A 26,858-nucleotide genomic window follows, 5' to 3' on the forward strand; every position below is an offset into this window, starting at 1 on the left:
GGCGCGGTTGCCTGCGGCTTTGACCCTCGCTTACGCTGGTCCGAACGGCTTTGGGAGGAGTTGTAGTTGGATCTGCTTATTAATGTCGGCCTGCCACTATCGTTGGCCACAATCATGCTGTCCTTGGGTGTCGGGCTTGAGATCGCCGATTTCCGCCGGGTTGTCAGCAGACGATACCCTTTTGCGATAGGGGCGTTCTGCCAGGTGATCTTGCTTCCCATTGCGGCATTTACGACCGTCAAACTCTTTGCACTGCCACCGGAAATAGCAGTCGGTGTTATGCTCCTCAGCTTTTGCCCCGGCGGTGTTACCAGCAATATCCTGACTAAACTGGCCAAGGGTGATGTCGCTCTTTCCGTCAGCCTGACAGCCATCATCAGCTTGCTGTCGATGGTGACGGTACCCGTATTGGCCGCATGGTCGATCAATCACTTCATGGGCGAGGACGCACCCGAGGTTTCGATCACCGGGCTGGCCATAGCGATGTTCCTGATCACCACCCTGCCCGTCGCTATCGGCGTCAGTATACGGCATTTCGCAAAAGGATTCGCAGAGCGGGTCGATGCCCCATTGTCCAAACTGGCTTCGATTCTTTTCGTCCTGATCGTTCTCGCCGCGCTGGCCGGGAACTGGGAAATGTTCGTCGAAAATTTGGGGCTGATGGGGTCGGCGCTGATCACCCTGAACATTGCGCTGCTGCTGATCGGGCTGGGACTGGCCCGCGCTGTGAACCTGTCATGGAACGAGAGCAAGACGATCTCGATCGAAGCTGGCATCCAAAACTCGACTCTTGGCATCACATTGGCAGCGCTGATTACCAGCACGGAAAACGGGCTAAGCCCTCTTGCTCTGCCATCGGCCGTCTATGGTATCTTGATGTATGTCGTCGCCCTGCCATTTATCGCCTGGCTGCGCCGCAGCTGAGAGGAAAGAACATGACCAATAACACCGCAGATGCCATTGTCGTTGGGGCTGGGCTGGCCGGGCTTGCGGCCGCGGCCGAGCTAGGCGACCGCGGAAAAAAGGTGATCATACTGGATCAGGAACCCGGTCATTTCCTCGGCGGTCAGGCGTTCTGGAGCCTCGGTGGATTGTTCATGGTCGACACGCCGGAACAGCGCCGGATGGGCATCAGGGACAGCCACGAACTGGCCTTGCGTGACTGGCAGGGCAGCGCGCAGTTTGACCGCGAAGAAGACGCTTGGCCCCGCAAATGGGCCGAGGCCTATGTCGAATTCGCCGCCGGTGAAATGCGGCCTTGGCTGCACGATATGGGGCTGCGATGGTTTCCTGTGGTTGGATGGGCCGAACGTGGCGGTTCTTATGCCGATGGGCATGGCAATTCGGTACCTCGGTTCCACATCACATGGGGCACCGGCCCTGGTGTTCTGGAACATTTCATCCGTCGCGTGCGCGAACATGTCAGCACAGGACTGATCCAGCTGAAGTTCCGCCACCAAGTCAGCCATATCATTATGCAAAACGGCTGTGCCAAAGGCGTCTCGGGAGAGGTCTTGGCTGAGGACGCAGCCGCGCATGGCGCCAAGACCAACCGGGAAGAGGTCGGGGAATTCGAGGTCTATGCTCCTTCGGTCATCGTCAGTTCGGGCGGTATTGGTGGCAATTTCGAAATGGTGCGCAAGAACTGGCCGCGCGACCGCCTGGGCGAACCACCCAAAGACATGATCGCGGGCGTGCCGTTCCACGTTGACGGCCGCATGATCCCCATCAGCGAAAAGGCCGGTGGACATGTGATCAACGGCGACCGGATGTGGCATTACACCGAGGGCGTCAAAAACTGGAACCCTATCTGGCCATCGCACGGAATTCGTATCCTGCCCGGCCCAAGCTCTATGTGGTTTGACGCGCGCGGCAATCGTCTGTTGCCCCCTTGTTTGCCGGGGTTCGACACGTTGGGCACGCTGAAAGAGATCCTAAAGACCGGTTATGAATACAGCTGGTTTGTACTGACGCAGAAAGTCATCAAAAAGGAATTTGCGCTCTCCGGGTCGGAACAGAACCCGGATTTCACCTCGGGCAGCTGGAAAGAGGTTATCCGTCAGCGCATTTTGTCAGGATCGCAAGCCACCGCGCCGGTCGAGGCCTTCAAACAACACGGGGAAGACTTCATCGTTGCCAACACTCTGACCGAACTGGTCAGCGGCATGAACCAATTGGGTGGCGATCTGATCAATGAGGCGCATTTGCGCGCCCAGATCGAAGCGCGGGACTCACAGGTCGACAACCCGTTTACCAAGGACGCGCAGATGGCGGCTATTCTGGCGGCCCGCAACTATCGGGGTGACAGGTTGATCCGCACCGCCAAACCACACAAGTTCCTTGATCCTGCCAATGGGCCGCTAATCGCGGTCAAACTTCACATGCTGACGCGCAAAACGCTGGGCGGTTTGCAGACCAACCTCGACAGTCAGATGATCGGTGCAAACGGTCAGGTCGTTCCCGGGCTGTTCGCCGCAGGAGAGGTCGCCGGTTTCGGCGGCGGCGGCTATCACGGATACAACGCGCTGGAAGGCACATTTCTGGGCGGCTGCATCTTTTCCGGGCGCAACGCAGGACGGTCGCGCGCTGTGGCCTGATTACTGCGTGCGTATGAATTTCAGAACCGGGTCGCCTGCGCTGTCCAGCAGCGCAAGGCTATTGCCTGCCACCGCATAAGTGGCCACGTTTTGCAGGGCGACAAAGAACTGATCCTCGACCTGCTCCATCTCGGGCGGGCAGGCCATCAAAGTGGCCGCAATATTGCCTGGAAACGTAAGCGAATTTCCGGAAATTTCGACCTGCCCTGTGAAACGGTTGCAACCGCCTGAGCCGCTAAAGGCACCGCCTTGCGCAAACTCAAGCTGCGGGGCGCGTTCGCTGTTCAGCACGGCCCCATCCACACCAATCGCCGTCCAGCTTGTGTTTTCCAGCCCCGCCGACGTGGGGCCGTCCGTCTTGACCAACAAAAGGTCGGCTGTATCCGGCGCACCATTGGTCAGGACCGGATACACCGTGTCGGTCGTAAACAGCAGTTGTGACCCACGATATATTGCCCCCCGCACCGCATAGGTCATCCCGTCACGGATCAGAGCATCATCATAGGTCAATTCAAACTCGGCAGGCACCCCGCTCAGCACGTAGCGCTGCGCAGCCAGCGTTACCGCTGGCGCATCCGCAAGCGATATATCCTGCAGCTCGATATATAGCGTCGCGTCTTCAGGCACGGCAATCCGTTCGCGGTAGGAGGCGGTACCGGTCACCGAACCAGCCGATACATCGCTGCCAATCAGCGCCACCATAATCGCACCCATTACGATCAACTGACCAAATTTTGGAAAAGGCATAATCCTGTCCTTTCGTCCAAGTTCTAGAGGAAAAGATTGTGTCTGGATCAGCCTTTACAAGACCGTCAGCGCAAAACCGGCGGGTTCGCGCCGGTGTCACAACGGCCAGATGATCGGAATAAGCAACGAAGCAAGCAGCCCGACCGTCAGGTTCAAGGGGATGCCAACCTTCATGAAATCGACAAACCGATATCCCCCCGGACCATAGACCATCATGTTGGTCTGATATCCGATTGGTGTCGCAAAGGATGCAGATGCCGCCAACATCACCGCAACTACCAGCGGCCTTGGGTCTACGCCGACGGCCTGCGCCAACCCGATTGCGATTGGCGTGACCACTACCGCAACGGCGTTGTTGGAGACGAGTTCGGTAAGCACCGAGGTCAAAACATAGATGGCCCAAACGATCAGGAACGGTGGCAGCGCACTAAGCCCAGGTGCGATTGCATCGACGATCAGGGAAACCGCCCCGGACTTATCAAGCGCGGCCCCGATGGCCAGCATCGAGAATATCAATGCCAGAAGTCGCCCTTCGATAAAGGAAAACGCCTCATCCGCGTCTATGCAGCGGGTGACCAGAACCAGAGCGACCGCAAGAATGGACAGCAGCAGAATTGGCGCCACACCTAAAGCAGCCAATACGACGATCCCGATCAATGCGCCAATCGCCACCGGAGCGTGATTGCGGCGGAACGCCCGCGCCGAGGGCTGTGTCACATCGACCATATCCATATCAGCGGCAAGCTTCTGGATATCGGCAGGCGATCCCTCCAACAGCAGAGTATCCCCGACTCGCACCACGAGGTCGTCTAGTTGACGACCGATATTCTGGTTCCGCCGATGTACCGCCAGTACGTAGACACCATAGCGGCGGCGCAGGCGCATCACGCCCAGCGTTCGCCCAACCATACGGCACCCCGGTGTGATCAGCACTTCGACCGTTTTGGTCTCGACCGCAGAAACCTGATCAACACGCTTTAACTCTTTGTTGCTTTGTAGGCTCAGCAACTCGGTCATCTCGGTCCGCAGGACCACGCGATCCCCAACTTCAAGCGTCACCCCTTTGAGGTTGCGCCGCAAAGACTCGTCCCCGCGGACCACGTCAATCAGGCGTACGCCGGGACGCTTGAACAGTTGCACTCCTGTCACTTCGCGCCCGATCAGGTTGCTGTCAGGCGGGATGACGGCCTCGGTGAAGAATTTCATCTTGGACCGGTCACTGAGAAGCGAGGCCATGCTATCGCGTTCAGGCAGCAGGCGCGGCGCAACAAAGCGCAGATAGATCATGCCGTAGATCACCACTGCGATGCCCAAGGGCGTGACTTCGAAAATCGTGAATGCAGCCAGACCCTGAGATCGCGCGACACCATCCACAAGCAGGTTGGTCGAGGTGCCGATCAGTGTCAGCGTCCCCCCCATGATGGCAGCATAGCTGAGCGGGATCAGCAGTTTCGAGGCCGGCACGTTCAACGTGCGGGCAATCTGTACAAAAACCGGGATCATCACGACGACCACGGGTGTGTTTGACACCACCGCCGAGGCCAAGACCACAAACCCCATCAGCATGGCAATCGCGATACGCGGGTTAACCTGCGCCTGTTTCTGCGCAGTTGCGGTAAAGGAATCCAATGCCCCGGTTCTGACCAGAGCCCCCATGACGATGAACATCGCCGCAATCGTCCATGGCGCAGGATTGGACAGAACTGCCAACGCGCTTTGATAGGGCAGGATACCGGTCACCAGCATCAGGGCAACGCCCGCGATGGCGACAACCTCGGTCGGGTAAGCCTCGCGCAGGAACATGACAAACATGCCTGCGACAACCAATAGCGCCACGATCGCGCTGCCCGTTTCTGTCAGTTGAAGAAATTGCATTCGTGGTATTCAGTCCGAACCCTGGCCCAGCTTGCGCGCCCGTCGGGCAGTTTCCCGTATTGCGGGCAGCAGGGCAAGCCCAACGTCGCGCTATTGCAGCCCGGCTTGTTGCAAGCGACCCCCAACGCGCACCATTTGCACGGATTTTGCCTGACCATTGCGATCATCGGTTTCCACGAACACACCGCTTAGCGTTGCTTCGCCATTTGCAGGCGTAAACCGCGCCTTGGGCATGCCGGTGATGAACCGGCGCATCGGTTCCAGCTTTTCCATACCAATGACAGAATCGTAATCCCCGCACATCCCAGCATCAGTCAGATAGGCCGTTCCCCCCGGAAGGATCTGAGCATCTGCGGTCGGCACATGCGTATGCGTCCCGACCACCAGGCTGGCGCGCTTGTCGCAGTAATGCCCCATCGCCATCTTCTCGGATGTGGCTTCGCAATGCATGTCGACGATGATCGCCTGCGCCTGCCCACCGCGCGGGTGCGACTTCAGAATTGGCTCGATCGCCGAAAACGGATCATCGAAGGGCCGCTTCATAAAGACCTGCCCCAGCACCTGTACGACCAGAACCTTGCGCCCGCCAGGGGCGGTATAGAGACGATGCCCGCGCCCCGGAGCACCCTTGGCAAAGTTAACAGGGCGCACAATGCGCGGTTCGCTCTCGATGAATTGCAACATGTCCTTCTGGTCGAAAGCGTGGTCGCCCAGCGTCAGGCAATCCGCCCCTGCATCTAACAGCAGCTTGGCATGATCCCCGGTCAAACCCATTCCGTTCGAGGCGTTCTCACCATTGATCACCACGAAATCCAGCCGCCATTCGTCGCGCAGACGTGGCAGATGTTGCTGAACAGCCGCGCGTCCAGCGCGGCCCATAACGTCACCCAGAAAAAGTATCCTCATAGAAACCGTCTAAGTGTGGCAATTCGCAAGTACAAGCCGTTAAGCTGACCCAATGAACGGCAAAACTCTTTATTTAGGAGATTCTTTATGTTTCGGATCGGTCTGACCTTTGGTGTCTGTGCCACCCTTGCTGCCTGCTCGGAAGAGCAAGCGGTCAACTCAAACCCACAGCTGCCAAACCCCTCGGCCATCTATTGCATCGACAGCGGTGGGCGGTATGAAATTCGGGACGGAGAGAATGGCCAGACCGGCGTGTGCATATTGCCTGATGGCACCGAAAAAAATGCCTGGGAATATTTTCGCGCTAAAAACCAGGGCTGATACCTTCGTTAAAAGGTCAACACACGGCTTTCAGTTACTACCATATCAAGCGGCTGATCCGTCGATTCCAGCGGCAGCCCGTCTGCTTCTTGCGCATCGAAGGCAAAACCGATGGCCAGAGTCGGGCGTTTCGCGCGCAGCCCTTCCAATGTCCGGTCATAGAACCCGCCCCCATAACCCAGACGCCCTCCATTTGCATCGAATGCCACCAGCGGAACGATCAGAATTTCGGGATCGAAATAGTCATCGACCTCGGGCACTTTGGCGCCAAACGGGCCATCCTTCAGCCTGCCTTCGGGCGTCCAACGAGAGAATTTCAGCGGCTGCCCGGCCGCCTGAATAACCGGTACGCCCACCGGGCCATAAGCGGACGCCTCGGCCATGGCGGGCAGCGGGTCACTCTCGGTCCGGATGGGCATATAACCCGACAGGGGTACTCCGCGGTGCCCGGCCAGAATTTCAGACAGTCGCCCGGCGGCACCCGGCGGATTTGCATCAAACGCAGATTTGCGCCGGGCAAAGGCCGCCTTGCGCGCGGCAGCTTTGATTTCGGTCAGATCGGTCACAATAGCACCACGCTGGCAAGCCCAAGAAAGATAAAGAATCCCATGACATCCGTCGTTGTCGTCACAAAGGTTCCTGACGCCAGCGCCGGGTCAATACCCATCCGGTCCAGCACGACCGGTACTACCGTACCTGCAAAGCCTGCGATCACCATGTTCACGACCAGAGCGGAGCCAATCACGACACCCAGCAACGGCGAGCCGAACCAATACATTCCCACCACGCCCAGAACGGTGGCAAAACACAGCCCGTTCAACATGCCCACCAGCAGTTCCCGTCGGATCACCCGCATTACGTTCGCACCTGTCAGGTCGCGCGTTGCCAGGGCTCGCACTGCGACGGTCAGCGATTGTGTCCCCGCATTGCCCCCCATCGAGGCCACAATCGGCATCAGAATGGCCAATGCCACCAACTGATCAATCGCCGCCTCGAACTGGGAAATCACCAGCGAGGCGCAGATCGAAGTACACAGGTTTACCGCCAACCATGGCAGGCGTCGCCTGCTGGTCGCGGCCACACTGTCGGACAGCGAGCTTTCGTTGCTGACACCGGCTAGGCGCAACATATCCTCTTCGTATTCCTCATCCAGCACCACCATCGCGTCATCAATGGTGATCACACCAACAAGCCGTCCGTCACCATCCACCACTGGGGCCGAGATCAGGTGGTACTGATTGAACGCATAGGCCACGTCCTCTTCATCCTGATCGACGGGAATGGTATAGAACTCTTCTTCGGCAATTTCGTGCAGAGGCACCTCGCGCCGGGTGGCCATGAGTTTGCCAAGTGTTACCTGTGCTGTTGGCTTCAGCCGCGGATCAACAAGAACCAAATGGTAGAATTGTTCTGGCAGTCCGTCATTGGCACGCATAAAGTCAATGGCCTGCCCAACTGTCCAATGCTCGGGCGCCATGACGACTTCGCGTTGCATAAGCCGTCCGGCCGAGTTTTCCGGGTAGGATAACGCCTGTTCGGCGGCGATCCGTTCGGAATCCTCCAGGGCACCCAGGATGGCTTCTTGCTGAGGCTCTTCAAGGTCTTCCAGCAGATCGACGACATCGTCGCTTTCCATGTCGCGTACGGCATCCGCCAGAACATCGGGACGCAGGACTTCAATAACTTCTTCCCTGACACCTTCGTCCAGTTCAGACAGAATATCGCCGTCGAACTCTTTGTCATACAGACGGATCAACCGGGCGCGGTCATAGGGGTTGATCTGTTCCAGAAGGTCGGCGATGTCGGCAGCGTGCAGCGGGTCCATCAATTCGATCAGCTTGTCGCGGTCATCGACATCAACTGCATACAGAATGGATGCTACCGTTCGACGATCCAGCGCATAGGCGTCATCATCAGAAGTCGGTTCACTTACGGGTTCGTTAGTACCTGTTGTCATATCTGCCCCCGCTCTGTTCGCCCATTGGCCCCTAAATAGAAGAAGCAGCTACCGGAAAACAATGACAATGCGCCGATTTACCGACAACTTTCCTGCCCCTATGCTGTTTCGCAGTCCCAGACAGGCGGAGATGAATGAGTATGGCGCAAAAAACGCTGCTGAAAGGGCGTGTCCTGAGTTTCACTGGCACCCCGTTCGAGGGCGAACCGACCGAGGCTGTCAAAATCAGCGAAGCGGTTCTGATCGAAAACGGTCGGATTTCCAGCGTATCGGATGCCGACAGTCTGAACAATGCCCACCCCCAGGCAAAAGTCGTGGATCATGGTCAGCACGTGATCCTTGCAGGATTTGTTGATGCGCATGTGCATTATCCGCAGACCGCCATGATCGCCAGTTGGGGCAAACGCCTGATCGACTGGCTGAACACCTATACCTTTCCCGAAGAGATGAAATTCGGCGATGCAGCTTATGCCTCTGAGATTGCCAACCGGTATCTGGACCTGACAGCGGCACACGGCACCACCACGATGTGCAGCTATTGCACCATCCATCCCGAGAGTGTTGATGCCTTTTTCCTTGCGGCCAAACAACGCGGTCAACGTGTGGTTGCGGGCAAAACCTGCATGGATCGCAACGCACCCGATGGCCTGAGAGATACCGTGCAAACTGCCTATGACCAATCCCAGACTCTGCTTGAGAAATGGCATGGGGTCGACCGCCTGTCCTATGCGATTACGCCGCGTTTCTCACCCACCTCCACACCCGAACAGCTAGAGGCCATGGGCGCATTATGGGCAGAGCATCCCCATTGCCTGATGCAAACCCATCTCAGCGAACAGACAGATGAAATTGCCTGGGTACGCGAGCTGTTTCCCGAGGCCCGCGATTATCTGGACACCTATGAAAAGTTCGGCTTGCTTGGTCCCAACGGCCTGTATGGCCACGTCATCCACCTTGAGGCACGTGAACGCGACCGACTGCGTGAGGTCGACGCTGCGTTGATCCATTGTCCGACCTCAAACACCTTTATCGGGTCAGGCCTGTTCGACATGGCAGGGTTGATGCGCGACGGACACCGGGTTGGTCTGGCAACGGATACTGGTGGCGGTTCAAGTTTCTCGATGCTGCGCACGATGGCATCGGCCTATGAGATCGGACAGCTGCGCGGAACCCCGCTGCACGCCGCGCAACTGCTGTGGCTGGGCACCGTCGGGTCGGCCCGCACGCTGAGGCTGGATGACAGCATCGGCAATATCGCCCCGGGGATGGAGGCCGACCTGATTGTGCTCGACCTCGCCTCAACCCCGGCCATCGCGCAACGCGAGGCCTGCGCCGATGATTTGTGGGAGGCCCTCTTTCCCACCATCATGATGGGCGATGACAGGGCGATTGCCGAGGTTTGGATCGCAGGTCAACCTGTCAGGACCTAGGATTGCAAGGCAAGGGCCAATCGGTTCTGCCGTTCAATCACCCGGGGCGGATCCAGCGTTGCGATCTGCCCGTCCCGCACGATCTGACGACCTTCGACAAACAGGTGCTTTACCCTCGTCGGTCCGGCAAGCAACAGGGCGGCTGGATCCCAACTGCCCGCGCTTTCAATACCGCGCGTATCCCAAATGGCTATATCGGCACGCTTACCGATAGCCAGACGGCCGCAATCAGGTCGGTTCAAGACATCCGCCCCGCCGCGCGTGGCAATCTCCAGCGCCTCGCGAGAGGACATGGCATCGGCACCGCTGGCGACGCGCTGCAACAACATGGCCTGCCGCGCCTCGAGGATCAGATTGCCGCTGTCATTACTGGCCGACCCATCGACGCCCAGACCCACAGGCACGCCGCGATCTCGCATCGACCGTACAGGGGCAATCCCCGAGCCCAACCGGCAGTTCGAACAGGGACAGTGCGCCACGCCAGTCCGGGACCGGGCAAATAGATCAATCTCTGCCCCGTCCAGTTTCACGCAATGGGCGTGCCAAACGTCTGACCCGGTCCATCCCAAATCCTCGGCATATTGACCAGGACGGCACCCGAATTGTTCCTGAGAATAGGCGATATCCTCGTCATTTTCGGCCAGATGGGTGTGCAGCATAACGCCTTTGTCACGGGCCAGAATGGCCGTGTCTCGCATCAAGTCACGACTGACAGAGAACGGTGAGCAAGGTGCCAGCCCGACCCGACACATTGCACCCTCTGACGGGTCATGAAAGGCGTCGACCACACGCATCATGTCTTCGAGAATAGCTGCTTCGGCTTCGACCAGTGAATCCGGCGGCAAGCCACCATCACTTTCACCAATACTCATGGCGCCGCGTGTTGGGTGGAACCGCAGGCCAACCTCGGCAGCCGCAGCAATAGTGTCATCCAGACGCGCACCGTTCGGATATAGATACAAGTGGTCGGAACTGAGCGTGCATCCCGTCAACGCCAGCTCGGCTAAACCGATCTGGGCGGATACGAACATCTCTTCGGGGCCAAATCGCGACCAGATCGGATAGAGCGTTTTCAGCCATCCGAACAAAAGCGCATCCTGCCCGCCAGGCACGGCGCGGGTCAGGGTCTGGTACAGATGGTGGTGCGTGTTCACGAGGCCGGGCGTCACCACACATCCGCTTGCATTATGGATCTCTGCGGTTGCCTGCAACCCGTGGCCGATCTGTTCGATCTGCCCATCTCGGATCAGAATATCCGCGCCAGAAAGCTCACGGCGCTGGTCATCCATGGTCAGGATCGTGTCTGCATTTTTGATGAGGATATCAGTCATCTTGCTCTCCTTGCATCGCCCGTTTCATGCATGGAGTGCAAAAGCTGGCGGAAAACGGGCACAAGAACCAGCCGGATTAAGGCTAATCGGCCTGCCAGTCCGCCGCAACAGTTTTTAGAATTTGCGCAGGATTTCCAGCGCCGCCGCGTGGATCTGCGGGTTTGCCGCCGCCAGAGCCCGACCACCTTCATGGGCGGGGCCGCCCTGCCAGTCGGTGACGATACCGCCGGCGGCTTGGATCACAGCGATTGGCGCCTGAATGTCATAGGCGTTCAGACCCGCCTCGATCACCAAATCCACCTGCCCCGCCGCAAGCAAGGCATAGGCATAGCAATCCATCCCATAGCGGGTCAGGCGCACATGCTGCGACACCGCCTCAAACCCGGCACGATCTTCCGACGCGCCGACCTCGGGGAAGGTCGTGAACAGAATTGCCTGGTCCAGAGAAGGTGTTGAACGGGTCTTCAGGGACATATCGCCCGTAGGACCATGGCTTCGCGCAATATCCGCCGAGCCGATGAAGCGTTCCCCGATATACGGCTGGTCGATGATCCCCATGATTGGCCCGTCCTGCGTGCTAAGCGCAATCAGAACGCCCCAAGTCGGTGTCCCGCTGATAAACCCTCGGGTGCCGTCGATCGGATCCAGAACCCAGGTGCGGCCACTTTGCCCCTCGTGCTGCCCATATTCCTCGCCAAAGATTCCATCTCGGGGCCGATGACGGGCCAAAACCGCGCGCATGGCTTTTTCAGCTGCGCGGTCGGCGACCGTGACCGGATCAAATCCCTGATCCAGCTTATTCGAAGTCTCAAGATTAGACTGCCTGAAAAAAGGAAGAATGGCCGCACGCGCCGCGTCGGCCATTTCTTCAGCTACTTCAAGATCACTCAGCGACATCTTATCCATACGCTACCCGTGCGTTCCGTCAGGATCAGAGTCAACCCGCGAAATCAGGCAACATCACTCAGAACGCGCGCAAGCTCGAACAAGCGGCGACGCTGGTTTTCCGGTATGGCATAGTAAGAGCGGACGAGATCCAGGGCCTCTTTGTCGCCCATAAGGTCTGCAGGAACCGATTTCTTATCCGAGCTTCCTTTCTCGACCTCTTCCAGGCCTTCAAAGAAGAAACTGACGGGAACATCCAATGCCTCGGCAATGTCCCAAAGACGAGACGCGCTGATTCGATTGGCACCGGTTTCATATTTCTGGATTTGCTGAAACTTGATACCAACTTGCTGTGCCAACTGCTGTTGGGTCATGCCAATCAGCCAGCGGCGATGCCTGACGCGTTTGCCCACATGGACATCGACGTGATGGGTCATTGGTACTATCCTCCCTTACACACACAACTGAAACGGGTGCGCAACATGCTTTGTTACCGCAACATTAGCGAGCCCGACTTAACTACTCCCTAATTTGGAACATGCCCCCCAAATCAGCACCATAGCGCACTATTACGTTTTTTGGCGCTTTTTTCAAGAAGGTTGAATCTGATTCCACAAACAATGGTTTATAGTTGTGTTGTGAATACCGCGCACACGTTGATTCCGATCTGGAAACAATCACCTGATCAACACCGGATTAACGGGGTCTTCAGCAGGGTAACAGATTGACAAGACCACGACAGCACTGACCTATGCCCGAAAAGACGGAGCCAAATCATGCTGGCGTTTCATATCCAGACCAACGGGGCCAAGGCCCAGCTTTGCAATATTGACCCGCCAGAACCCGGCGACAGCCAGGTCTGCATTCAAATCAAAGCCTGCGGTTTGAATTTTGCGGATCTCCTTATGCAGAAGGGGACGTATCAGGACACCCCGGTGGCGCCCTTTTCCTTGGGCATGGAAGTCGCAGGGATTGTTCGCGAAATTGGAAACAATGTACGCCACCTAAACCCGGGTGACCGCGTCGCTGTCTATTCCGGCCAGGGCGGCCTTGCTGAATTCGGAGTGTTCGAAGCCGATCGTGCAATCGCAATCCCTGACTCTATGAGCTTTGAAGACGCCGCCGCAATTCAGATCACATATGGCACCAGCCTTATTGCTTTGGATCATCGTGCGCGGCTCAGGCCCGGCGAAACCCTGCTGGTGACCGGTGCGGCAGGTGGCGTCGGCCTGACGGCGGTAGAGATCGGCAAGCTTATGGGCGCCACGGTTATTGCGCAGGCGCGCGGCAGTGAGAAACTCAAGGTGGCAAAGAGGGCCGGGGCCGATCATCTGATCGACGCATCCGAAGATCTCCGCGCCCGTGTCCAGGCATTAGGAGGCGCGGATGTCGTATATGACGCGATCGGCGGCGATGTGTTTAAAGCCGCCTTTCGCGCAACCAACCCCGAAGGTCGCATCTTGCCCATTGGCTTTGCAGGCGGTGAGGTGCCGCAAATTCCGGCCAACCACCTACTGGTCAAGAACCTGACAGTCATCGGGCTCTACATCGGAGGCTACTTGAAGTTTCGGCCTCAGATTGTGACGGACAGCTTTGAAACGCTGTTTCGCTGGCATAGCGAGGGCCACATCAAACCGCATATCAGCCATGTTCTGCCCCTGTCCGAAGCCGAACGCGGACTGGCCATGCTGCGCGACAGGACGGCCACCGGGAAAGTCGTCATAACCCCCTGAGGGATGATCAACCGACAACGGCTTTGAGCGGCACCCCCCCAAGCAAACGAAAGTTCTGGCGCACCAGCGTCGCCAACGCCTCAACCACGGCTCCGCGGCCAGTTTCGCCGCCATACAGATTTATCATATGCGCAGGAAGCTCGGGCAGGACGCCACCCGAATCGATCTGGGCAAGATGTGCGGCCTCTGTCCCTTCGAGCATGGCATGAACCGCCAAATCGGCGCTGACCGTTGCCTCGATAGTACGGTCATTTTCGGTTTCCACCGAAAGCTCCCAGGGAATTCCAGCCGCGTCCAGCGCAGCAATGACCTGCGGCCTGAACAGACACCGACGCCCAAGCGCTAGCGGAATGGGGCGTTTTCGCCAGGCAGACCCGCCCGGCGCACCAATCCAGCGCAAAGGAAGCTCGGCAATCGTCTCGGCCCCCTGCCCCACTGTCGCCTCGGTCGTTAGGATCAAATCGCAGTCTCCGCGCTTAAACATATCCTTCAGTTGCAGCGAATAGGAGGAGATAAGCTGCACACGGACGCGTGGGAAATCCGCGTTGAATCGCTGCAGCACCCGGGGGATCGCCGGATAGACGATATCATGCGGCACACCAAGAACGACCTCGCCCTCATAGGCCTGATCCGTCAGCTTGGACATCACCTCGTCATTCAACGAGATCATGCGTCTGGCATAGGCCAAAAGCTGTTCGCCCGATGCTGTCAGCGCGATGGTTCTGCCACTTCGGTCCAGCAGCTCCAGACCTAAAAGCTCCTCCAACCGCTTTAGCTGCATCGATACGGCAGATTGTGTCAGGTGCAGGAAACCGGCTGCCCGCGTCACGCCACCCTGATCGGCAACTGCCACAAAGGAGCGGAGAGTGGTGATGTCCAGATTTCGCATCTTCACGATTCCTTATGGATGTGTTCAATAATATTCATTTTCAAAATGTGTCACAGCTCTCCATATAAATCAAGGAAGTTGATGCAATAGGCACAACACATCAGCAAAACCGAAAGGACAAGGCTATGACGCAAATCACAGCTTCAACATATTGCAAACCACGGCAGCGCTTTAAGCTCACTTCTGTTCTGGATGCGCTATCGCTACGGCGCCAACGCTGTCAGCTCGCCAGATTGGACGACCGCGCCCTTCTCGATATCGGTATTTCCCGTGAAGAGGCCGAAGCCGAAGCAAAACGCCGCATATGGGATGCTCCGGAATTCTGGCAAAAATGAACCTAATCCACTACTTTTACCACTGAATGGCGGCTGACACCTCGAAGCCGCCATTTTTGTTGCGTGTTTTAGCCTGTTTCCCGCGTTAAACCCTTGAAACACAGCCCGCACTTGCCGATATTTGCGAGGAGCGCGGCCTGACATCAGGACGCAAAAAGAATATGTGGAGGGAGACCTTTTAATGGCACAATTTGACACGATCCGGACGGCGACCGGTACGCGCGCTGCCCAGATTGACGAGGGCCTGCGCGCCCATATGAACAAAGTCTACGGCACAATGTCCGTGGGCATGCTGATCACCTTTGCAGCAGCCTGGGCTATTGCTGGCCTGGCAACCACAACCGACCCTTCGGCGGCTGCGGCACAGCTGAGCTCTGACAAATATCTGACGTCGCTTGGGTATTCGCTGTTCGCCTCGCCGTTGCGCTGGGTCATCATGTTTGCCCCGCTGGCCTTTGTCTTTGGCTTCAGCGCCAGCATCAACCGCCTGTCGGCTGCAACGGCACAAACAGTGTTCTACCTGTTTGCCGCAGTCATGGGCGTTTCGATCAGCTGGATATTCCTGGTCTTCACCGGCGAGTCGATCATTCAGGTCTTCCTGATCACCTCAATCGCTTTCGCAGGGCTTTCCCTGTACGGCTACACGACCAAGAAAGACCTGTCCGCAATGGGCACCTTCCTGATCATGGGTGTGATCGGGCTGATCGTTGCCTCGGTCGTGAACATCTTCCTGGCCTCGTCTGCAATGACGTTCGCGATTTCGGTTCTGGGTGTTCTGATCTTCGCCGGTCTGACCGCCTATGACACCCAGAAGATCAAAACCACCTACTTGCAGATGGCACATACCGGCGATCAGGAATGGCTGGGCAAAGCAGCCATCATGGGCGCGCTGAGCCTGTATCTGGACTTTATCAACATGTTCATGTTCCTGCTGCAGTTGTTTGGAAGCCGTGAATAGTCCGGACCACCAACCATTTTGAAAATGTCAAAGGCGGGCCGATTGGTCCGCCTTTGTTCTTTCTGGTTAGCGCACTGGCTTTAGGCTCAAATGCCGCAACAAAAAAGGCCTCTCATCCTGACGATGAGAGGCCCTTCAATTCCACAGTAATATGAATTTAACTGCAGTTCAACTGAACAGCAAATCCGGAACTGCGCTTTTCTGAACCTTTGCGATAAACGTCGCCGACAGGCAAGCAGCCAGTGAATTGTTCAGCGCCAGTACCAAAGTTTGCACCAATCGTATTTGGAACCCTGGTGCGGCTATTTTCGGTACGCACGACGCCGAAAAGCGTTCCGTTCACTTCAACAGTGCTCAGGAACAGGTTTGTATCTGAGCCGGAAACGACTACTGCGCTGGTATCGCTGCGCGCGCCATTTTCTATTGCAACACGTGCAATTTTACCCGGATCGGTCTCGTCCGTTGAAACTCGGACCGGGGGCAGCTCTGCCAACTCTGCCGGAACATTGGTGGACTCTGGAACAAACGCCGCCGCACCCGGCACTTCGCTGATGCTCCGCGGCTCACCATCAATGCCCGTAAAGCCAACACCCTCGCGGTTATAGGGGTCTTCACAGGCTGCGAGAGCCAGAATAGTTGCTGTGGATAACAAGATTTTTTTCATGACGGCCAACATTTTGGAACGGTTAGCTCAAGCGTAGTTGCAATACATTCCAAAAAGCAACCCAGCGGGCAAACGAATGCCTCGGCTGCTGATGCTTCGCTGCAACGGCCTCCAAGCGCGCTCCGGCTGCCTTGAGCCGATAGATTCAGGTATGAAACATCGTCGCGCAATCGAAAAAGGCCCTGTCGAAACAGGACCCTTGTCATTCTGTCCAAGCTGGACGGCAGATTACTTGATCTTGCCTTCCTTGTACTCGACATGCTTCCGAACGACCGGGTCGTATTTACGAACGGTCATTTTCTCGGTCATGGTGCGCGCGTTCTTTTTGGTCACATAGAAGTGGCCCGTGCCCGCGGTCGAGTTCAGACGGATCTTGATTGTCGTCGGCTTCGCCATGGTTATCTCCTGCGTCCGAAAAGGCAGGGGCCTTTCGGTTGAATTCCTATGAGCGTGCGCTTTTACCCGGTCATGCAGCCGAGTCAACCTGAATTCGGGTAGATCGGCGCAGATTTCATCAAAACACAAGATCGTCCCTGCACCCAGCTTATCGCAGACCTTAACGCGGCCATTTCGGCCACAAGGGATGCCAGCTCAGCAGCCACAGCAAGACCTGTATCAAAGGATGACTCCAACCGTGACCCAGCTGTGGAACAACGCGATTCGTCTTAGCAATATTAACGCGCGGAGGGCCTGTAAGCCGGATCTTGTTCCAGGGTTGCCCCCTTCGATGACCATTCCTCTAGGCCGTGCATTGCTGCACGGCTCAAGCTGCCAACCCGGTCCCTCTCGGCCAAGACGCACTTAGCGGCGGTATCGGCGGACGCCGACCTGCCCGCGTGGGGACCCTATTTGGCATTGCTCCCGGTGGGGCTTGCCGTGCCACCCCTGTTGCCAGGGGCGCGGTGGGCTCTTACCCCACCGTTTCACCCTTACCATGCACGCATGGCGGTCTGATTTCTGTGGCGCTTTCCGTCGGGTTGCCCCGCCCGGGCGTTACCCGGCACCGTTGTCTTGTGGAGTCCGGACTTTCCTCTCGGGCTTACGCCCCAGCAGCCATCCGGCCCTCCGCGCAAAGACCCGACTAAACTTCCGCTCGGATACCGTCAAGATGTTCCATGAACCCTGCCAATCTTTCGATATCACCCATATCCTCCTTGGAAAGCGGGCCGCGCCGCACCGGAGAAAACCGGCTTCTGAACGCTTTCAGTAAATCCTCGGTGCTGGCCTCTGGATAGCCTACTCTCATCGCAATAAATGCGAAGTGTTTCTCATCTGGAGGCATTTGATCCAGGCAAATACCCTTGAGGACAGTAGGCCCTACGGCCAACCCAAGATGCGCAAGGCGATCCCAATCGAACTTGGAACCAGGATCAAGTTTTCGCTGGGGGGCCAAATCCGAATGGCCGATAACATTCCATGGTTGGATTCCCAGACGGTCTTGAATATCCGATAACAAGTTCTCCAAAGCAGCCATTTGCGGCTCCGAAAACGGAACCAGCCCTGAGTTATCCAGCTCTATCCCAATCGAACGCGAATTGATATCGGTTCGCCCGCGCCACTCCCCTGCTCCGGCGTGCCAGGCCCGGTCCTCTTCGCGCACCATTTGCCAAAGCGTGCCATCGGAACCGATCAGGTAATGCGCAGAGACTTCGAAGGCCGGGTCACACAAGCGATCCAGCGCAGCCTGCGCGCTGTCCATTGCGGTGTAGTGGAGAACCACCAAAGACGGCGTCAGCCCATCCCGGCGATCTCCGAAATTGGGGGATGGGTGCCAGATGGGCTTTGGATCAGTTGTTGACGGCACTGCGGAACGGGCTGGGATCCCAGCCGCAAGCATATCCGTCGCCATCAGGGTCCAGCCCCTTGCGGTCCTTCTGGGGACCGCCATTTGACAGGAACTCGATCTGCGCCTGGTCCGCCGATGGGAATTTCGCGCAATTCCGCTGTGCCTTGGCCTGCAGGTTGAACCCCGCACGGCTGTAAAGCTGGGCACCGACCGGATTGGATGTGCTCAGCGCGTATTGGACGATGTTTGGCTGACCATCCGCTCCGCGTTGCGGAACCGCGGTTGGGGCGACAACCTCATAGGTTTGGCTGTTCTGTTCGATTCGAGCAGCATCGGTTTCGATACTGCGACGTTCAGAAACCGCAGCAAAATCCTGTTCGTCAGAGATGCCGCTGTTGCTGGCAGTCGGCACGGATACTGAAGTGGCGGTCGCCTGCGTCGAGGTGCTTGCAAGCGCGGCGGCAGTGGCCGTGGCCAGGTCAGCGCCATCCGCGCCCGATGTCGACGACCCCAGAGGTCGTTGCGAGACCTCATAGGGTTCCGGCAGAGGGCTTCCAGTGCCGCCCTGCCCTGCCAGCTCAGCTTCTCTTTGCGCCTGATAAGTCGGGGTGTTGAACCCTGTACCCTGAACCGGAGCCACCGTGTTACAGGCGGCCAGCAACCCGATTGCGGGGATCAGAATCGTAAAGCGCATTCAGCTGCTCCGTTCTACGTTGTCTTGTTGATCAGAGGATTACCACCATTTCCCCGGCTTGGCCACAAAGCCCGCTGCGCTTTCCAGCGCATAGGCTGTGTTCAGCAAATCGCCTTCGTCCCATGGACGGCCAATCAGCTGCAGACCAAGCGGCAAACCCTGAGAATCAAGACCTGCAGGAACCGAAATGCCCGGCAAACCAGCAAGGTTGACCGTCACGGTAAAGACGTCGTTCAGATACATCTGAACCGGATCCGCCTCGGTCATTTCACCCAGACCGAACGACGCCGAAGGCGTGGCCGGGGTCAGGATGGCGTCAACACCGGCGGCGAAAACGTCCTCGAAATCTTTCTTGATCAACGTGCGGACCTTGCGGGCGCGGTTGTAATAGGCGTCATAGAAACCCGCCGACAGAACATATGTCCCGACCATAACCCGGCGCTGAACCTCGTGACCAAAGCCCTCGGCGCGGGTTTTCTCGTACATCTCGGTGATGCCGTCGCCTTGGCCCAACTGCGCGCGGCGGCCATAGCGGACACCATCATAGCGCGCCAGGTTCGAGGACGCCTCGGCAGGCGCAATCACGTAATAGGCGGGTAGCGCGTATTTGGTATGCGGCAGCGAAATGTCGACGATCTCGGCCCCTGCGTCCTTCAGCATCGCAGCGCCATCTGCCCAGAGTTTTTCGATCTCGGCGGGCATGCCGTCCATCCGGTATTCCTTGGGGATACCGATCTTCTTGCCCTTGATGTCGCCGGTCAGCATAGCCTCGAAATTCGGGACGGCCAACTCGGCGCTGGTGGAATCCTTGGGGTCATGACCGCACATGGTTTCCAGCATGATCGCCGCGTCGCGGACATTCTTGGTCATCGGCCCGGCCTGATCCAGTGAGGATGCAAAGGCCACGATGCCCCAGCGCGAACACCGGCCGTAGGTCGGCTTGATGCCAGTAATCCCGACAAAAGCCGCTGGTTGACGGATCGAGCCGCCAGTATCGGTGCCAGTGGCGGCCAGACACAGATCAGCCGACACCGCCGAAGCCGATCCGCCGGAGGACCCGCCCGGTGTCAGCTGTGCGTCGTCATTGCCACGGCGCCACGGGCTAACCGCATTGCCATAGACCGAAGTTTCGTTGCTGCTGCCCATGGCGAATTCATCCATGTTCAGCTTGCCCAGCATCACGGCACCGGCGTCGGCCAGTTGCTGCGAAACGGTGGATTCATATTCCGGCTTGAAGCCTTCCAGAATCTTCGAGGCCGCCTGCGAGGGCACGCCCTTGGTGCAGAACAGATCCTTGATGCCGATCGGCAGACCGCACATCGACGGGGCATCCCCTGCTTTGATCTGCGTATCCGCAGCCTTGGCGCGTTCCAGCGCAAGCTCTGGCGTTTTGTGGACAAAAGCGTTCAGCGCATCGGCGGCATCAATGGCGGTCAAGCAGGCTTCGGTAAGCTCAACCGAGGTGACATCACCGGCACGCAGCGCGTCGCGGGCCTCGGCCAGGCCCAGTTTGTTCAGTTCGCTCATGTCTTACTCCACCACTTTGGGGACTGCGAAGAAACCCTCGCGTGCGTCGGGGGCATTGGCCAGAACCTTGTCCTGCTGGTTGCCGTCGGTGACCACATCCTGGCGGCGCTTCAGGCGCATCGGTTCGACCGAAACCATCGGCTCGACACCGTCGACATCCACTTCATTCAACTGTTCGATGAACCCAAGAATGGTGTTGAACTCGGATGCCAGCGCAGGCAGCGCGTCATCCTCGACCTTGATCCGGGCCAGTTTGGCCACCTTTGCGGCGGTGCTTTGGTCAATCGACATCGGAAAACCTCATATGCGTCAGGGGGCATTTACCTGTCTGATGCCTCGGTCGCAAGGGTAGCAGGCGGTTGTTCTGCCCCTTCTATGCAAGGAGGTGGCTTAGCCATACAAAAATGCATAGCGCCTATGCACAAAAGTAAACCAATTAGTTCAGAATTCGCCTTGAAAAAGTGAACTGCGCCGTTCACTTCTTACAGCATGGCACAGCCACTAACTGGAGTAAGATGATGAAAACGCTCATGACCGCATTTGTGTTGGCCACTACTGTTCTTGCTACGCAAGCTCAGGCATTCGGACCCACCATGGGTTCGCTAACCCGCGACCTGTCTTTCCCCGATCAGGTTTCCGAACCAGTTACACAGGACAAAACGAAGCTGGGTAACTGACGCCACAACTTCGTCCGGGTCGGATCCCCCTCTCCGACCCGGAATTTCGCATTTGACTGCTGCGTTTGATTTGCCGACTCGCTACGATGCGTCCGAACACACCGCCGGATTTCCGGCAAGCCCACGGAGCATAGTATGAGCGCGCGAAAACAGGCAGTCCTGGACGCAATCGACGCAGCCAACACCCAAGATCCAACCTTAGAGAACGGCCAACCCGCAGCGTTGCTTTACGGACAACGCATGAGCGCTGAACTGGCCAGGCTTTTTCCCGATGCATCGAACTCGCTTGAGATCGCCGCACGCGGGCAACATGTTGAACGCTGGAAGCTGGCCCGAAGTGAATATCCCGAAGGGCGCGCAGGGTATCTGGCTTGGCGCAAGGCGCAGGGCGAACACCATGCGCAAACCGTCATGACCTTGATGAAGCAGTGCGGATTTGAAGAAAACGAAATCCAAGACGCCGGACGCATGGTGCGCAAGCAGGGTATCAAACGTGACAACGAGGTGCAGGCGCTGGAAGATGTGGCCTGTTTTGTGTTCCTCAAATGGTATTTCGCTCCCTTCGCCGAAAAGCACTCGCAGGAAAAAATCCTCAGCATTGTCGAGAAAACCGCGCGTAAGATGTCATCCGATGCACGCACCAGGGTTCTTGCCGAATTTGACCTGCCCGCAGAACTGGCTGCTGCGTTTCAGGCCTGAGACGCAAGGCTTAGGTGCCTGCGGTAGACTTCGATCATCCAGCCCAACATCGTGGCGTTCAGGATGTGCCACAGAAAATGCGTACCGGTCGGGAACTGCGTGCAAATCGGTGCATCCAAAGCGCGAAAGGTAATCGACACGATCAGGATCACTGCGCCGGTCGCCAGCCCGCGGGCGGTATCAGGCAGGCGTTTCGACAACAGGACGGCGTAAATCAGGATCAATAGCGGCACCGGAGCATAGGCGGCCGATCCGCCCAGACCCGGAAACAGTTGGAACACCGGAATCGTCAAAGCGGCATATGGCACAAACAGGGCCGCGCCGATCCACGCGTAAAGCGGCCGCAACTGCCAGACGTCGCGATTCATTGCAAAAATATAGGTCAGAATAAAAAGCAGGATGGGTGCAGTATCCGCCAACGCGGACCAGACCTGTGCATGGGTGTGAAACAAATAACTGCCAATTCCGATGCCGACCAGGATAACCACAAGCATTTTTGCCAATGGCATCCCCGGCCCGCGCACCCGCCGCCACATAATGAAAGCCGCAATCAAAAAGGCGGCATTCGTAACCGCATTTATCGGCTCTGCCCAATAGGCAGGCGATAAACGCTCGCAATAGCTGTCAATTTCCCGAAACCAATCCATGAAATTTTACATACCCGATGCTAGTCTGCTGCCAACAGTTCATTTGGGAGTGCTTTTCATGAATATCATCTGGCTTGGGCATGGCAGCTTTCGCATTGAAACAGCAGGACAAGTACTGCTGATCGACCCATGGCTGACCGGCAACCCCGTTTTGCCTGAAGATCAGCATGACGCTGCTTTGGAAGGCGCGACACATATCCTGCTGACACACACGCATTTCGATCATGTTGTTGACGTTGTCTCATTGGCCAAACATCTGAACGTCCCCGCGGTCGGTCAGTATGACCTGATGGGGTACTGGAGCGAAGCCGAAGGTCTGGAAACAGTCGGCTTCAACAAAGGCGGCACGGTCAACCTGAACGGTGTTATGGTCTCGATGGTACCCGCCTCGCACAGCTCGACATTTTCGACCCCAGACGGGCTGCGCACCGGCGGCAGCGAGGTCGGTTTCATGATCTCATCCGAGGGGCACATGCTCTATGTTTCGGGCGACACCGATATCATGGCCGATATGGACTGGATGGGGGATTACTATAAACCCGATATAGGTATCCTGTCCGCAGGGGGCCACTTTACCATGGACATGAAAGGCGCCGCCTATGCTGCAAAGCGCTATTTCAATTTCAAAACCGTGATTCCCTGCCATTACAAGACCTTCCCGATTCTGGAGCAATCCGCGCAGGTGCTGGCGGACGGTTTGCCGGGTGTCGAGGTGATCGAACCGCAGCTGATGCAAGCCATCAAGCTGTAGCCGCTTGATGAGTAACGCGGTAACACCCTCTCCAGAACTGGTCGCTGTCATACGGCGCTGGAATGATGCGGTTCGCCTCAAGGATCGCGCCGCGCTGATGAACCTGCTCTCGTCATCTGAACATCTGCGGTATCAGGGGTCGGCAGATGGCGAAAGCTGGTCCGGACAGGTGTTCCGCCAGGGCTTTGCCGACCACACCCGCGAAATTCCGGATTTCAGCTGGGACGAACATTCGCTCGAGGCGTTTGAATGCGGTGACATAGGATGGGCCCATTGCGATGCAACACTTGCATTCACATCAAACGGCAAAGCCACACTCCATAGGTTCACCTTTGTATTGCATCTTGAAAACGGTGTCTGGAAGATGATCCAGATGCATGTCTCCAACCCGACTTCGAACATGGAGAAAATCGGGATCGAGCATGAAGCGCTGAACGCATTGATCGCGGCAGCTCGGCAGGAATTCACTCAGGATCAACAAGAGGGCGCGGCATCGGTCATGTTTACTGATATCGCGGGTTCTTCTGAAATTACGCGTAAGGTCGGAGATCACAAATGGACCGCGCTCATATCCAGCCATTTCGATCTGGCTGAAAATCTGATTCACACCCATGGCGGCCGACTGGTCAAATCACTTGGGGATGGCACGATGTCGATCTTCTCCTCTGTCCACGACGCGATCCAAGCGGCGACCGAATTCCAAAGGGAAAATGCGGCCCTACAGTCGGATATACCCTTGGGTCTTCGGGTTGGCATTCATACCGGCGATGTCATTCAGCGGGACGAGGATTTCTTTGGATCGGTGGTCAATAAGGCCGCACGGGTGACTGGCCTTTGTGGCGCGAATGAAATTCTTGTCACCGACGTTACCCGATTGCTGCTGGGCGCGACCGCCGGGCTGCAGTTCAGCGCTCCGATTTCGGCTCAACTAAAGGGGTTCGGTGGGCCACAGACGGTCTATCGCGTGGACTGGGCCGAACCCTAGCACCGCAGGCCGGTCCCAACCCAGATTATTTACTGGCCCTCTTTTTGGTGAAGAATTCGCGCAGCAGGGCTTCGCAATCCTTGGCGGCAATACCGTCAAACACTTCGGGTTTATGGTGCGACTGTGGATGGGAAAATACACGCGCCCCGTGAGCTACCCCACCCGATTTGGGATCAGAGGCCCCGTAATAGATCCGCCGAACACGAGCGGCGGCCAAAGCCGCGGCGCACATCGCGCAGGGTTCCAGTGTGACATAGATGTCGTGGTCAATCAGGCGTTCCGATCCGGTCGCAGCACAGGCGGCGCGCAGGGCCAGTATCTCGGCATGTGCGGTTGGGTCGTTCAACTCGCGTGTCTGATTGCCTGCCACGGCGACAACCCGGTCGCCCAGCACGATAGCAGCCCCTACCGGAACTTCGCCGCGTTCACCGGCTTCGCGCGCCTGCTCAAGCGCGATATCCATGTACGATCTGAACTCCATGCCTCTGACTGCATCAGAAACCTGCCTTTCGCAAGGCGGCGGGATGCGCTATGGGCTGCAAATGACTAATACCCCTCCTCCAGGCGACCGGATCGCCAAAGTCCTTGCCCGCGCTGGCGTCGCCTCGCGCCGGGAAGCGGAACGCATGATCGAAGCAGGTCGTGTGGTTGTGAACGGCAAGACGATCGACAGCCCCGCGCTGAACGTTACCGCCAAAGACAAGATCACCGTCGACGGCAAGCCGGTGTCCGAGCCGGAACCGTCACGTCTTTGGCTGTACCACAAGCCACCCGGTCTGGTTACGACGACGAAGGACGAAAAAGGCCGCGCGACGATCTTCGACAAGTTGCCCGAGGACATGCCCCGCGTCATGAGCGTCGGGCGGCTTGACCTGAACTCGGAAGGGTTGCTGTTGCTGACAAATGATGGCGGCATCAAGCGCAAGCTGGAACTTCCTGCCACCGGATGGCTGCGCAGATACCGCGTCCGTGTAAACGGGCGTCCAAAAGACGAGGATTTCGCGCCGCTCCGAAAGGGGCTGGTGATCGAGGGTGAACGGTTCCAACCGATGGATGTAACACTCGATCGGCAACAGGGCGCAAACGCCTGGCTGACCATTGGCCTGCGCGAAGGTAAAAACCGCGAAATCCGCCGCGCGATCGAGGATATCGGCTTTGCCGTGAACCGGTTGCTGCGCGTCTCGTACGGCCCGTTTCAGTTGGGCAAACTGAAACCCGGAGAGGTCGAGGAAATTCGCCGCCGGGTCATGCGTGATCAGCTTGGTCTTGAGGCTGAGCCCGAGGCTCCGGCCAAACGCCCTGCACGACCACAGCGCAAACGGCCTCCGATCGGCAAGAAATCTCGCAAATGATAAGGGTTAGGTAACCTTCCCCCTAGCGCCGGGGCCGCGCATCCCCTAAGTTTTCCGCAAAGAGAAACTCAGGGAGCATCATGTCCGGGTCCGGAGTACAAAAACTGGCTTACGTGGCCTTGTTGGTTCTGTTGTTCGGCGTCTGCACCGGGTTACTGGGAGGGCTGTAAGCACATGGCCAAACGCTTTGGCGGCAAATACAGCCCAAACGACTCAGATTCGTCGACAGATCAACCGGCGCGCGGTCAGTTTGATGGCGCGCGCGTAGAACCGGCTGGCGCGCGAGCTAATATCCTGTTTATCCCGGCTGTTCCATTGGTGTTTCTGTCGCTGAACGACGGTGCGATCGGGATGACCATTGGACTTGTTGCCGCTGGTTTGCTGACCGGGGCGGCCTTTCTGCTGCGCGAAGGATTGCGGGCAGAGGCGGCCTATAACGCACGGCGCACAGCCCGGCGCCCGGCCATTCCCCGCAAGATATTTTCCAGCGTTCTGACCGGCCTTGGGGCCGGGTTGGCCTCATACCGATCCGAGTTTCTCGATGCGGCAACCGTGTCTGACGCCAGCCTCATCGCCCCGGTTTTATTCGGCACCGCCGCTGCTGTGTTGCATTCCGTTTCCTTCGGCCTGGACCCTATGTCAGACAAAGGCATGGAAGGCATCGATACCTTTCAGCAGGACCGTGTCGCACGGGTAGTCGAAGACGCTGAGGCGCATCTGACCGAAATGACCGACGCCATCAAACGTGCTGGGGACCGCCGGATCGAAGCGCGGGTCGAGCGATTTCAGGAAACTGCCCGCGATTTGTTTCGCACCGTCGAAGAAGACCCGCGCGATCTGGCCGGAGCAAGAAAATACCTGACCGTCTATCTGCAGGGTGCCCGTGACGCGACGGTAAAGTTCTCGGATGTTTATGCCAGAACACGTGATGCACAGTCGCTGCAGAATTACTCGTCTCTACTGGATGACCTGGAACAGAATTTCTCTGCCAGGACCCGTAAGATGCTATTGGATGACCGCAGCGATCTGACGGTTGAAATTGACGTGCTGCGCGAACGGTTGCAGCGCGAAGGCGTTCGGTTGGACTGACCGGCCCAAAGTATACAGAGAGG

Annotated in this window: 29 protein-coding genes, 1 other RNA gene and 1 pseudogene; 13 read left to right on the top strand and 18 right to left on the bottom strand. The window is 57.6% G+C overall.

All coding sequences use genetic code 11. The annotated features are described in order from the left end of the window. The first annotated feature begins 66 nt into the window (after window positions 1-66). Window positions 67-924, top strand: a complete 858-nt coding sequence (locus AC2FLG_RS13555) for a bile acid:sodium symporter family protein (protein WP_496706603.1) — start codon at window positions 67-69, stop codon at window positions 922-924. Between the two features lie 11 nt (window positions 925-935). Further along, the gene (locus AC2FLG_RS13560; protein ID WP_496690946.1) at window positions 936-2,597 is read left to right on the top strand and encodes an FAD-binding dehydrogenase; all 1,662 of its coding nucleotides are present in this window, start codon (window positions 936-938) and stop codon (window positions 2,595-2,597) included. Here the strand turns inward: AC2FLG_RS13560 and AC2FLG_RS13565 are convergent, their stop codons facing one another. From AC2FLG_RS13565 to AC2FLG_RS13575, 3 genes are all read right to left on the bottom strand, one after another. Then, entirely contained in the window at window positions 2,598-3,344 is a 747-nt protein-coding gene (locus AC2FLG_RS13565) for a YbaY family lipoprotein (RefSeq protein ID WP_496706605.1), read from the bottom strand. A gap of 96 nt (window positions 3,345-3,440) precedes the next feature. Beyond that, window positions 3,441-5,219 (bottom strand): SLC13 family permease, encoded by a 1,779-nt coding sequence (locus tag AC2FLG_RS13570; protein ID WP_496689672.1) that lies wholly within the window; start codon window positions 5,217-5,219, stop codon window positions 3,441-3,443. A gap of 90 nt (window positions 5,220-5,309) precedes the next feature. Further along, window positions 5,310-6,125: a TIGR00282 family metallophosphoesterase gene (locus AC2FLG_RS13575; protein WP_496706607.1), complete on the bottom strand. Its 816-nt coding sequence runs from the start codon at window positions 6,123-6,125 to the stop codon at window positions 5,310-5,312. 87 nt (window positions 6,126-6,212) lie between these two features. On the opposite strand from AC2FLG_RS13575, the gene AC2FLG_RS13580 reads away from it, so the two are divergent. Continuing rightward, complete coding sequence (locus AC2FLG_RS13580) at window positions 6,213-6,446, top strand: putative hemolysin (RefSeq protein ID WP_142636759.1); 234 nt, start codon at window positions 6,213-6,215, stop codon at window positions 6,444-6,446. Window positions 6,447-6,454: 8 nt separating this feature from the next. On the opposite strand, the gene AC2FLG_RS13585 is transcribed toward AC2FLG_RS13580, so the two are convergent. Beyond that, window positions 6,455-7,012, bottom strand: coding sequence for a 5-formyltetrahydrofolate cyclo-ligase (locus tag AC2FLG_RS13585; protein WP_142636757.1), 558 nt, complete (start codon window positions 7,010-7,012; stop codon window positions 6,455-6,457). After that, a complete protein-coding gene (gene mgtE / locus AC2FLG_RS13590) occupies window positions 7,009-8,403 on the bottom strand; it encodes a magnesium transporter (RefSeq protein WP_496706608.1) in 1,395 nt (464 codons plus the stop codon). Before mgtE ends, AC2FLG_RS13585 begins: the two co-directional genes overlap by 4 nt. Before the next feature lie 140 nt (window positions 8,404-8,543). Between mgtE and guaD the strand changes: the two genes are divergently transcribed. After that, the gene (gene guaD / locus AC2FLG_RS13595; RefSeq protein ID WP_496706733.1) at window positions 8,544-9,833 is read left to right on the top strand and encodes a guanine deaminase; all 1,290 of its coding nucleotides are present in this window, start codon (window positions 8,544-8,546) and stop codon (window positions 9,831-9,833) included. Here guaD and AC2FLG_RS13600 read toward each other — a convergent pair. The 3 genes from AC2FLG_RS13600 to AC2FLG_RS13610 all read right to left on the bottom strand — a co-directional run bounded on the left by AC2FLG_RS13600 (window position 9,830) and on the right by AC2FLG_RS13610 (window position 12,486). Beyond that, window positions 9,830-11,164: an 8-oxoguanine deaminase gene (locus tag AC2FLG_RS13600; RefSeq protein WP_496706610.1), complete on the bottom strand. Its 1,335-nt coding sequence runs from the start codon at window positions 11,162-11,164 to the stop codon at window positions 9,830-9,832. The two genes, guaD and AC2FLG_RS13600, sit on opposite strands and share 4 nt — an antisense overlap. 114 nt (window positions 11,165-11,278) lie before the next feature. Continuing rightward, the gene (gene hisN, locus AC2FLG_RS13605) at window positions 11,279-12,070 is read right to left on the bottom strand and encodes a histidinol-phosphatase (protein WP_496706612.1); all 792 of its coding nucleotides are present in this window, start codon (window positions 12,068-12,070) and stop codon (window positions 11,279-11,281) included. 44 nt (window positions 12,071-12,114) lie between these two features. Continuing rightward, entirely contained in the window at window positions 12,115-12,486 is a 372-nt protein-coding gene (locus AC2FLG_RS13610) for a helix-turn-helix domain-containing protein (protein ID WP_142636749.1), read from the bottom strand. Between the two features lie 339 nt (window positions 12,487-12,825). On the opposite strand from AC2FLG_RS13610, the gene AC2FLG_RS13615 reads away from it, so the two are divergent. Then, window positions 12,826-13,782 (top strand): NADPH:quinone oxidoreductase family protein, encoded by a 957-nt coding sequence (locus tag AC2FLG_RS13615; protein WP_496706614.1) that lies wholly within the window; start codon window positions 12,826-12,828, stop codon window positions 13,780-13,782. 7 nt (window positions 13,783-13,789) lie between these two features. Here the strand turns inward: AC2FLG_RS13615 and AC2FLG_RS13620 are convergent, their stop codons facing one another. Continuing rightward, a complete protein-coding gene (locus tag AC2FLG_RS13620; protein ID WP_142636745.1) occupies window positions 13,790-14,671 on the bottom strand; it encodes a LysR family transcriptional regulator in 882 nt (293 codons plus the stop codon). A gap of 125 nt (window positions 14,672-14,796) precedes the next feature. On the opposite strand from AC2FLG_RS13620, the gene AC2FLG_RS13625 reads away from it, so the two are divergent. Beyond that, complete coding sequence (locus tag AC2FLG_RS13625; RefSeq protein WP_496690952.1) at window positions 14,797-15,006, top strand: DUF1127 domain-containing protein; 210 nt, start codon at window positions 14,797-14,799, stop codon at window positions 15,004-15,006. Between the two features lie 181 nt (window positions 15,007-15,187). Beyond that, a complete protein-coding gene (locus AC2FLG_RS13630) occupies window positions 15,188-15,964 on the top strand; it encodes a Bax inhibitor-1/YccA family protein (protein WP_496690953.1) in 777 nt (258 codons plus the stop codon). Window positions 15,965-16,121: 157 nt separating this feature from the next. Here the strand turns inward: AC2FLG_RS13630 and AC2FLG_RS13635 are convergent, their stop codons facing one another. From AC2FLG_RS13635 to gatC, 7 genes are all read right to left on the bottom strand, one after another. Then, entirely contained in the window at window positions 16,122-16,628 is a 507-nt protein-coding gene (locus AC2FLG_RS13635; RefSeq protein WP_185956682.1) for a hypothetical protein, read from the bottom strand. 228 nt (window positions 16,629-16,856) lie between these two features. Further along, window positions 16,857-17,024, bottom strand: a complete 168-nt coding sequence (gene rpmG, locus AC2FLG_RS13640; protein WP_007799108.1) for a 50S ribosomal protein L33 — start codon at window positions 17,022-17,024, stop codon at window positions 16,857-16,859. A gap of 281 nt (window positions 17,025-17,305) precedes the next feature. Then, window positions 17,306-17,697: RNase P RNA component class A (rnpB, locus tag AC2FLG_RS13645), an RNA gene on the bottom strand. Between the two features lie 12 nt (window positions 17,698-17,709). After that, window positions 17,710-18,465 (bottom strand): N-acetylmuramoyl-L-alanine amidase, encoded by a 756-nt coding sequence (locus AC2FLG_RS13650; RefSeq protein WP_496706735.1) that lies wholly within the window; start codon window positions 18,463-18,465, stop codon window positions 17,710-17,712. Further along, entirely contained in the window at window positions 18,416-19,108 is a 693-nt protein-coding gene (locus tag AC2FLG_RS13655) for a hypothetical protein (protein WP_496701587.1), read from the bottom strand. The genes AC2FLG_RS13650 and AC2FLG_RS13655 overlap by 50 nt, the downstream gene beginning before the upstream one ends. A 39-nt stretch (window positions 19,109-19,147) precedes the next feature. After that, on the bottom strand, window positions 19,148-20,635 hold the full coding sequence (gene gatA, locus AC2FLG_RS13660; RefSeq protein ID WP_496706617.1) for an Asp-tRNA(Asn)/Glu-tRNA(Gln) amidotransferase subunit GatA: 1,488 nt from the start codon (window positions 20,633-20,635) through the stop codon (window positions 19,148-19,150). A gap of 3 nt (window positions 20,636-20,638) precedes the next feature. Next, window positions 20,639-20,926, bottom strand: a complete 288-nt coding sequence (gene gatC, locus AC2FLG_RS13665) for an Asp-tRNA(Asn)/Glu-tRNA(Gln) amidotransferase subunit GatC (protein WP_142636734.1) — start codon at window positions 20,924-20,926, stop codon at window positions 20,639-20,641. A 227-nt stretch (window positions 20,927-21,153) separates the two neighbouring features. Here gatC and AC2FLG_RS13670 point away from each other — a divergent pair, with 227 nt between their 5' ends. Continuing rightward, complete coding sequence (locus AC2FLG_RS13670; protein ID WP_185956681.1) at window positions 21,154-21,312, top strand: hypothetical protein; 159 nt, start codon at window positions 21,154-21,156, stop codon at window positions 21,310-21,312. A gap of 135 nt (window positions 21,313-21,447) precedes the next feature. Then, window positions 21,448-22,011 carry a DUF4202 domain-containing protein gene (locus AC2FLG_RS13675; RefSeq protein WP_496694766.1) on the top strand — a complete coding sequence of 188 codons (564 nt, stop codon included), beginning with the start codon at window positions 21,448-21,450 and terminating at the stop codon, window positions 22,009-22,011. On the opposite strand, the gene AC2FLG_RS13680 is transcribed toward AC2FLG_RS13675, so the two are convergent. Further along, a complete protein-coding gene (locus tag AC2FLG_RS13680; RefSeq protein WP_496706621.1) occupies window positions 22,002-22,658 on the bottom strand; it encodes a ceramidase domain-containing protein in 657 nt (218 codons plus the stop codon). The two genes, AC2FLG_RS13675 and AC2FLG_RS13680, sit on opposite strands and share 10 nt — an antisense overlap. A 58-nt stretch (window positions 22,659-22,716) precedes the next feature. Here AC2FLG_RS13680 and AC2FLG_RS13685 point away from each other — a divergent pair, with 58 nt between their 5' ends. After that, window positions 22,717-23,409 (top strand): metal-dependent hydrolase, encoded by a 693-nt coding sequence (locus AC2FLG_RS13685; protein WP_282021488.1) that lies wholly within the window; start codon window positions 22,717-22,719, stop codon window positions 23,407-23,409. A gap of 7 nt (window positions 23,410-23,416) precedes the next feature. Continuing rightward, on the top strand, window positions 23,417-24,394 hold the full coding sequence (locus tag AC2FLG_RS13690) for a nuclear transport factor 2 family protein (RefSeq protein WP_282021489.1): 978 nt from the start codon (window positions 23,417-23,419) through the stop codon (window positions 24,392-24,394). A gap of 25 nt (window positions 24,395-24,419) precedes the next feature. Here the strand turns inward: AC2FLG_RS13690 and AC2FLG_RS13695 are convergent, their stop codons facing one another. Continuing rightward, window positions 24,420-24,875, bottom strand: coding sequence for a nucleoside deaminase (locus AC2FLG_RS13695; RefSeq protein ID WP_271949381.1), 456 nt, complete (start codon window positions 24,873-24,875; stop codon window positions 24,420-24,422). Between the two features lie 61 nt (window positions 24,876-24,936). On the opposite strand from AC2FLG_RS13695, the pseudogene AC2FLG_RS13700 reads away from it, so the two are divergent. After that, window positions 24,937-25,743 (top strand): annotated as a pseudogene (locus AC2FLG_RS13700) (pseudouridine synthase); the annotation flags it as partial. A 177-nt stretch (window positions 25,744-25,920) separates the two neighbouring features. Then, window positions 25,921-26,835 carry a 5-bromo-4-chloroindolyl phosphate hydrolysis family protein gene (locus tag AC2FLG_RS13705; RefSeq protein ID WP_496706624.1) on the top strand — a complete coding sequence of 305 codons (915 nt, stop codon included), beginning with the start codon at window positions 25,921-25,923 and terminating at the stop codon, window positions 26,833-26,835. Window positions 26,836-26,858: the final 23 nt, after the last annotated feature.

The organism is Ruegeria sp. CDSA193 (assembly GCF_059611885.1).

Bases quoted from the DNA above. Each gene is read 5' to 3' on its own strand.
- AC2FLG_RS13560 (WP_496690946.1), top strand. From the start codon at position 936: ATGACCAATAACACCGCAGATGCCATTGTCGTTGGGGCTGGGCTGGCC.
- AC2FLG_RS13565 (WP_496706605.1), bottom strand. From the start codon at position 3,344: ATGCCTTTTCCAAAATTTGGTCAGTTGATCGTAATGGGTGCGATTATG.
- AC2FLG_RS13570 (WP_496689672.1), bottom strand. From the start codon at position 5,219: ATGCAATTTCTTCAACTGACAGAAACGGGCAGCGCGATCGTGGCGCTA.
- AC2FLG_RS13575 (WP_496706607.1), bottom strand. From the start codon at position 6,125: ATGAGGATACTTTTTCTGGGTGACGTTATGGGCCGCGCTGGACGCGCG.
- AC2FLG_RS13580 (WP_142636759.1), top strand. From the start codon at position 6,213: ATGTTTCGGATCGGTCTGACCTTTGGTGTCTGTGCCACCCTTGCTGCC.
- mgtE (WP_496706608.1), bottom strand. From the start codon at position 8,403: ATGACAACAGGTACTAACGAACCCGTAAGTGAACCGACTTCTGATGAT.
- guaD (WP_496706733.1), top strand. From the start codon at position 8,544: ATGGCGCAAAAAACGCTGCTGAAAGGGCGTGTCCTGAGTTTCACTGGC.
- AC2FLG_RS13600 (WP_496706610.1), bottom strand. From the start codon at position 11,164: ATGACTGATATCCTCATCAAAAATGCAGACACGATCCTGACCATGGAT.
- hisN (WP_496706612.1), bottom strand. From the start codon at position 12,070: ATGGATAAGATGTCGCTGAGTGATCTTGAAGTAGCTGAAGAAATGGCC.
- AC2FLG_RS13610 (WP_142636749.1), bottom strand. From the start codon at position 12,486: ATGACCCATCACGTCGATGTCCATGTGGGCAAACGCGTCAGGCATCGC.
- AC2FLG_RS13615 (WP_496706614.1), top strand. From the start codon at position 12,826: ATGCTGGCGTTTCATATCCAGACCAACGGGGCCAAGGCCCAGCTTTGC.
- AC2FLG_RS13620 (WP_142636745.1), bottom strand. From the start codon at position 14,671: ATGCGAAATCTGGACATCACCACTCTCCGCTCCTTTGTGGCAGTTGCC.
- AC2FLG_RS13625 (WP_496690952.1), top strand. From the start codon at position 14,797: ATGACGCAAATCACAGCTTCAACATATTGCAAACCACGGCAGCGCTTT.
- AC2FLG_RS13630 (WP_496690953.1), top strand. From the start codon at position 15,188: ATGGCACAATTTGACACGATCCGGACGGCGACCGGTACGCGCGCTGCC.
- AC2FLG_RS13635 (WP_185956682.1), bottom strand. From the start codon at position 16,628: ATGAAAAAAATCTTGTTATCCACAGCAACTATTCTGGCTCTCGCAGCC.
- rpmG (WP_007799108.1), bottom strand. From the start codon at position 17,024: ATGGCGAAGCCGACGACAATCAAGATCCGTCTGAACTCGACCGCGGGC.
- AC2FLG_RS13650 (WP_496706735.1), bottom strand. From the start codon at position 18,465: ATGCTTGCGGCTGGGATCCCAGCCCGTTCCGCAGTGCCGTCAACAACT.
- AC2FLG_RS13655 (WP_496701587.1), bottom strand. From the start codon at position 19,108: ATGCGCTTTACGATTCTGATCCCCGCAATCGGGTTGCTGGCCGCCTGT.
- gatA (WP_496706617.1), bottom strand. From the start codon at position 20,635: ATGAGCGAACTGAACAAACTGGGCCTGGCCGAGGCCCGCGACGCGCTG.
- gatC (WP_142636734.1), bottom strand. From the start codon at position 20,926: ATGTCGATTGACCAAAGCACCGCCGCAAAGGTGGCCAAACTGGCCCGG.
- AC2FLG_RS13670 (WP_185956681.1), top strand. From the start codon at position 21,154: ATGAAAACGCTCATGACCGCATTTGTGTTGGCCACTACTGTTCTTGCT.
- AC2FLG_RS13675 (WP_496694766.1), top strand. From the start codon at position 21,448: ATGAGCGCGCGAAAACAGGCAGTCCTGGACGCAATCGACGCAGCCAAC.
- AC2FLG_RS13680 (WP_496706621.1), bottom strand. From the start codon at position 22,658: ATGGATTGGTTTCGGGAAATTGACAGCTATTGCGAGCGTTTATCGCCT.
- AC2FLG_RS13685 (WP_282021488.1), top strand. From the start codon at position 22,717: ATGAATATCATCTGGCTTGGGCATGGCAGCTTTCGCATTGAAACAGCA.
- AC2FLG_RS13690 (WP_282021489.1), top strand. From the start codon at position 23,417: ATGAGTAACGCGGTAACACCCTCTCCAGAACTGGTCGCTGTCATACGG.
- AC2FLG_RS13695 (WP_271949381.1), bottom strand. From the start codon at position 24,875: ATGGAGTTCAGATCGTACATGGATATCGCGCTTGAGCAGGCGCGCGAA.
- AC2FLG_RS13705 (WP_496706624.1), top strand. From the start codon at position 25,921: ATGGCCAAACGCTTTGGCGGCAAATACAGCCCAAACGACTCAGATTCG.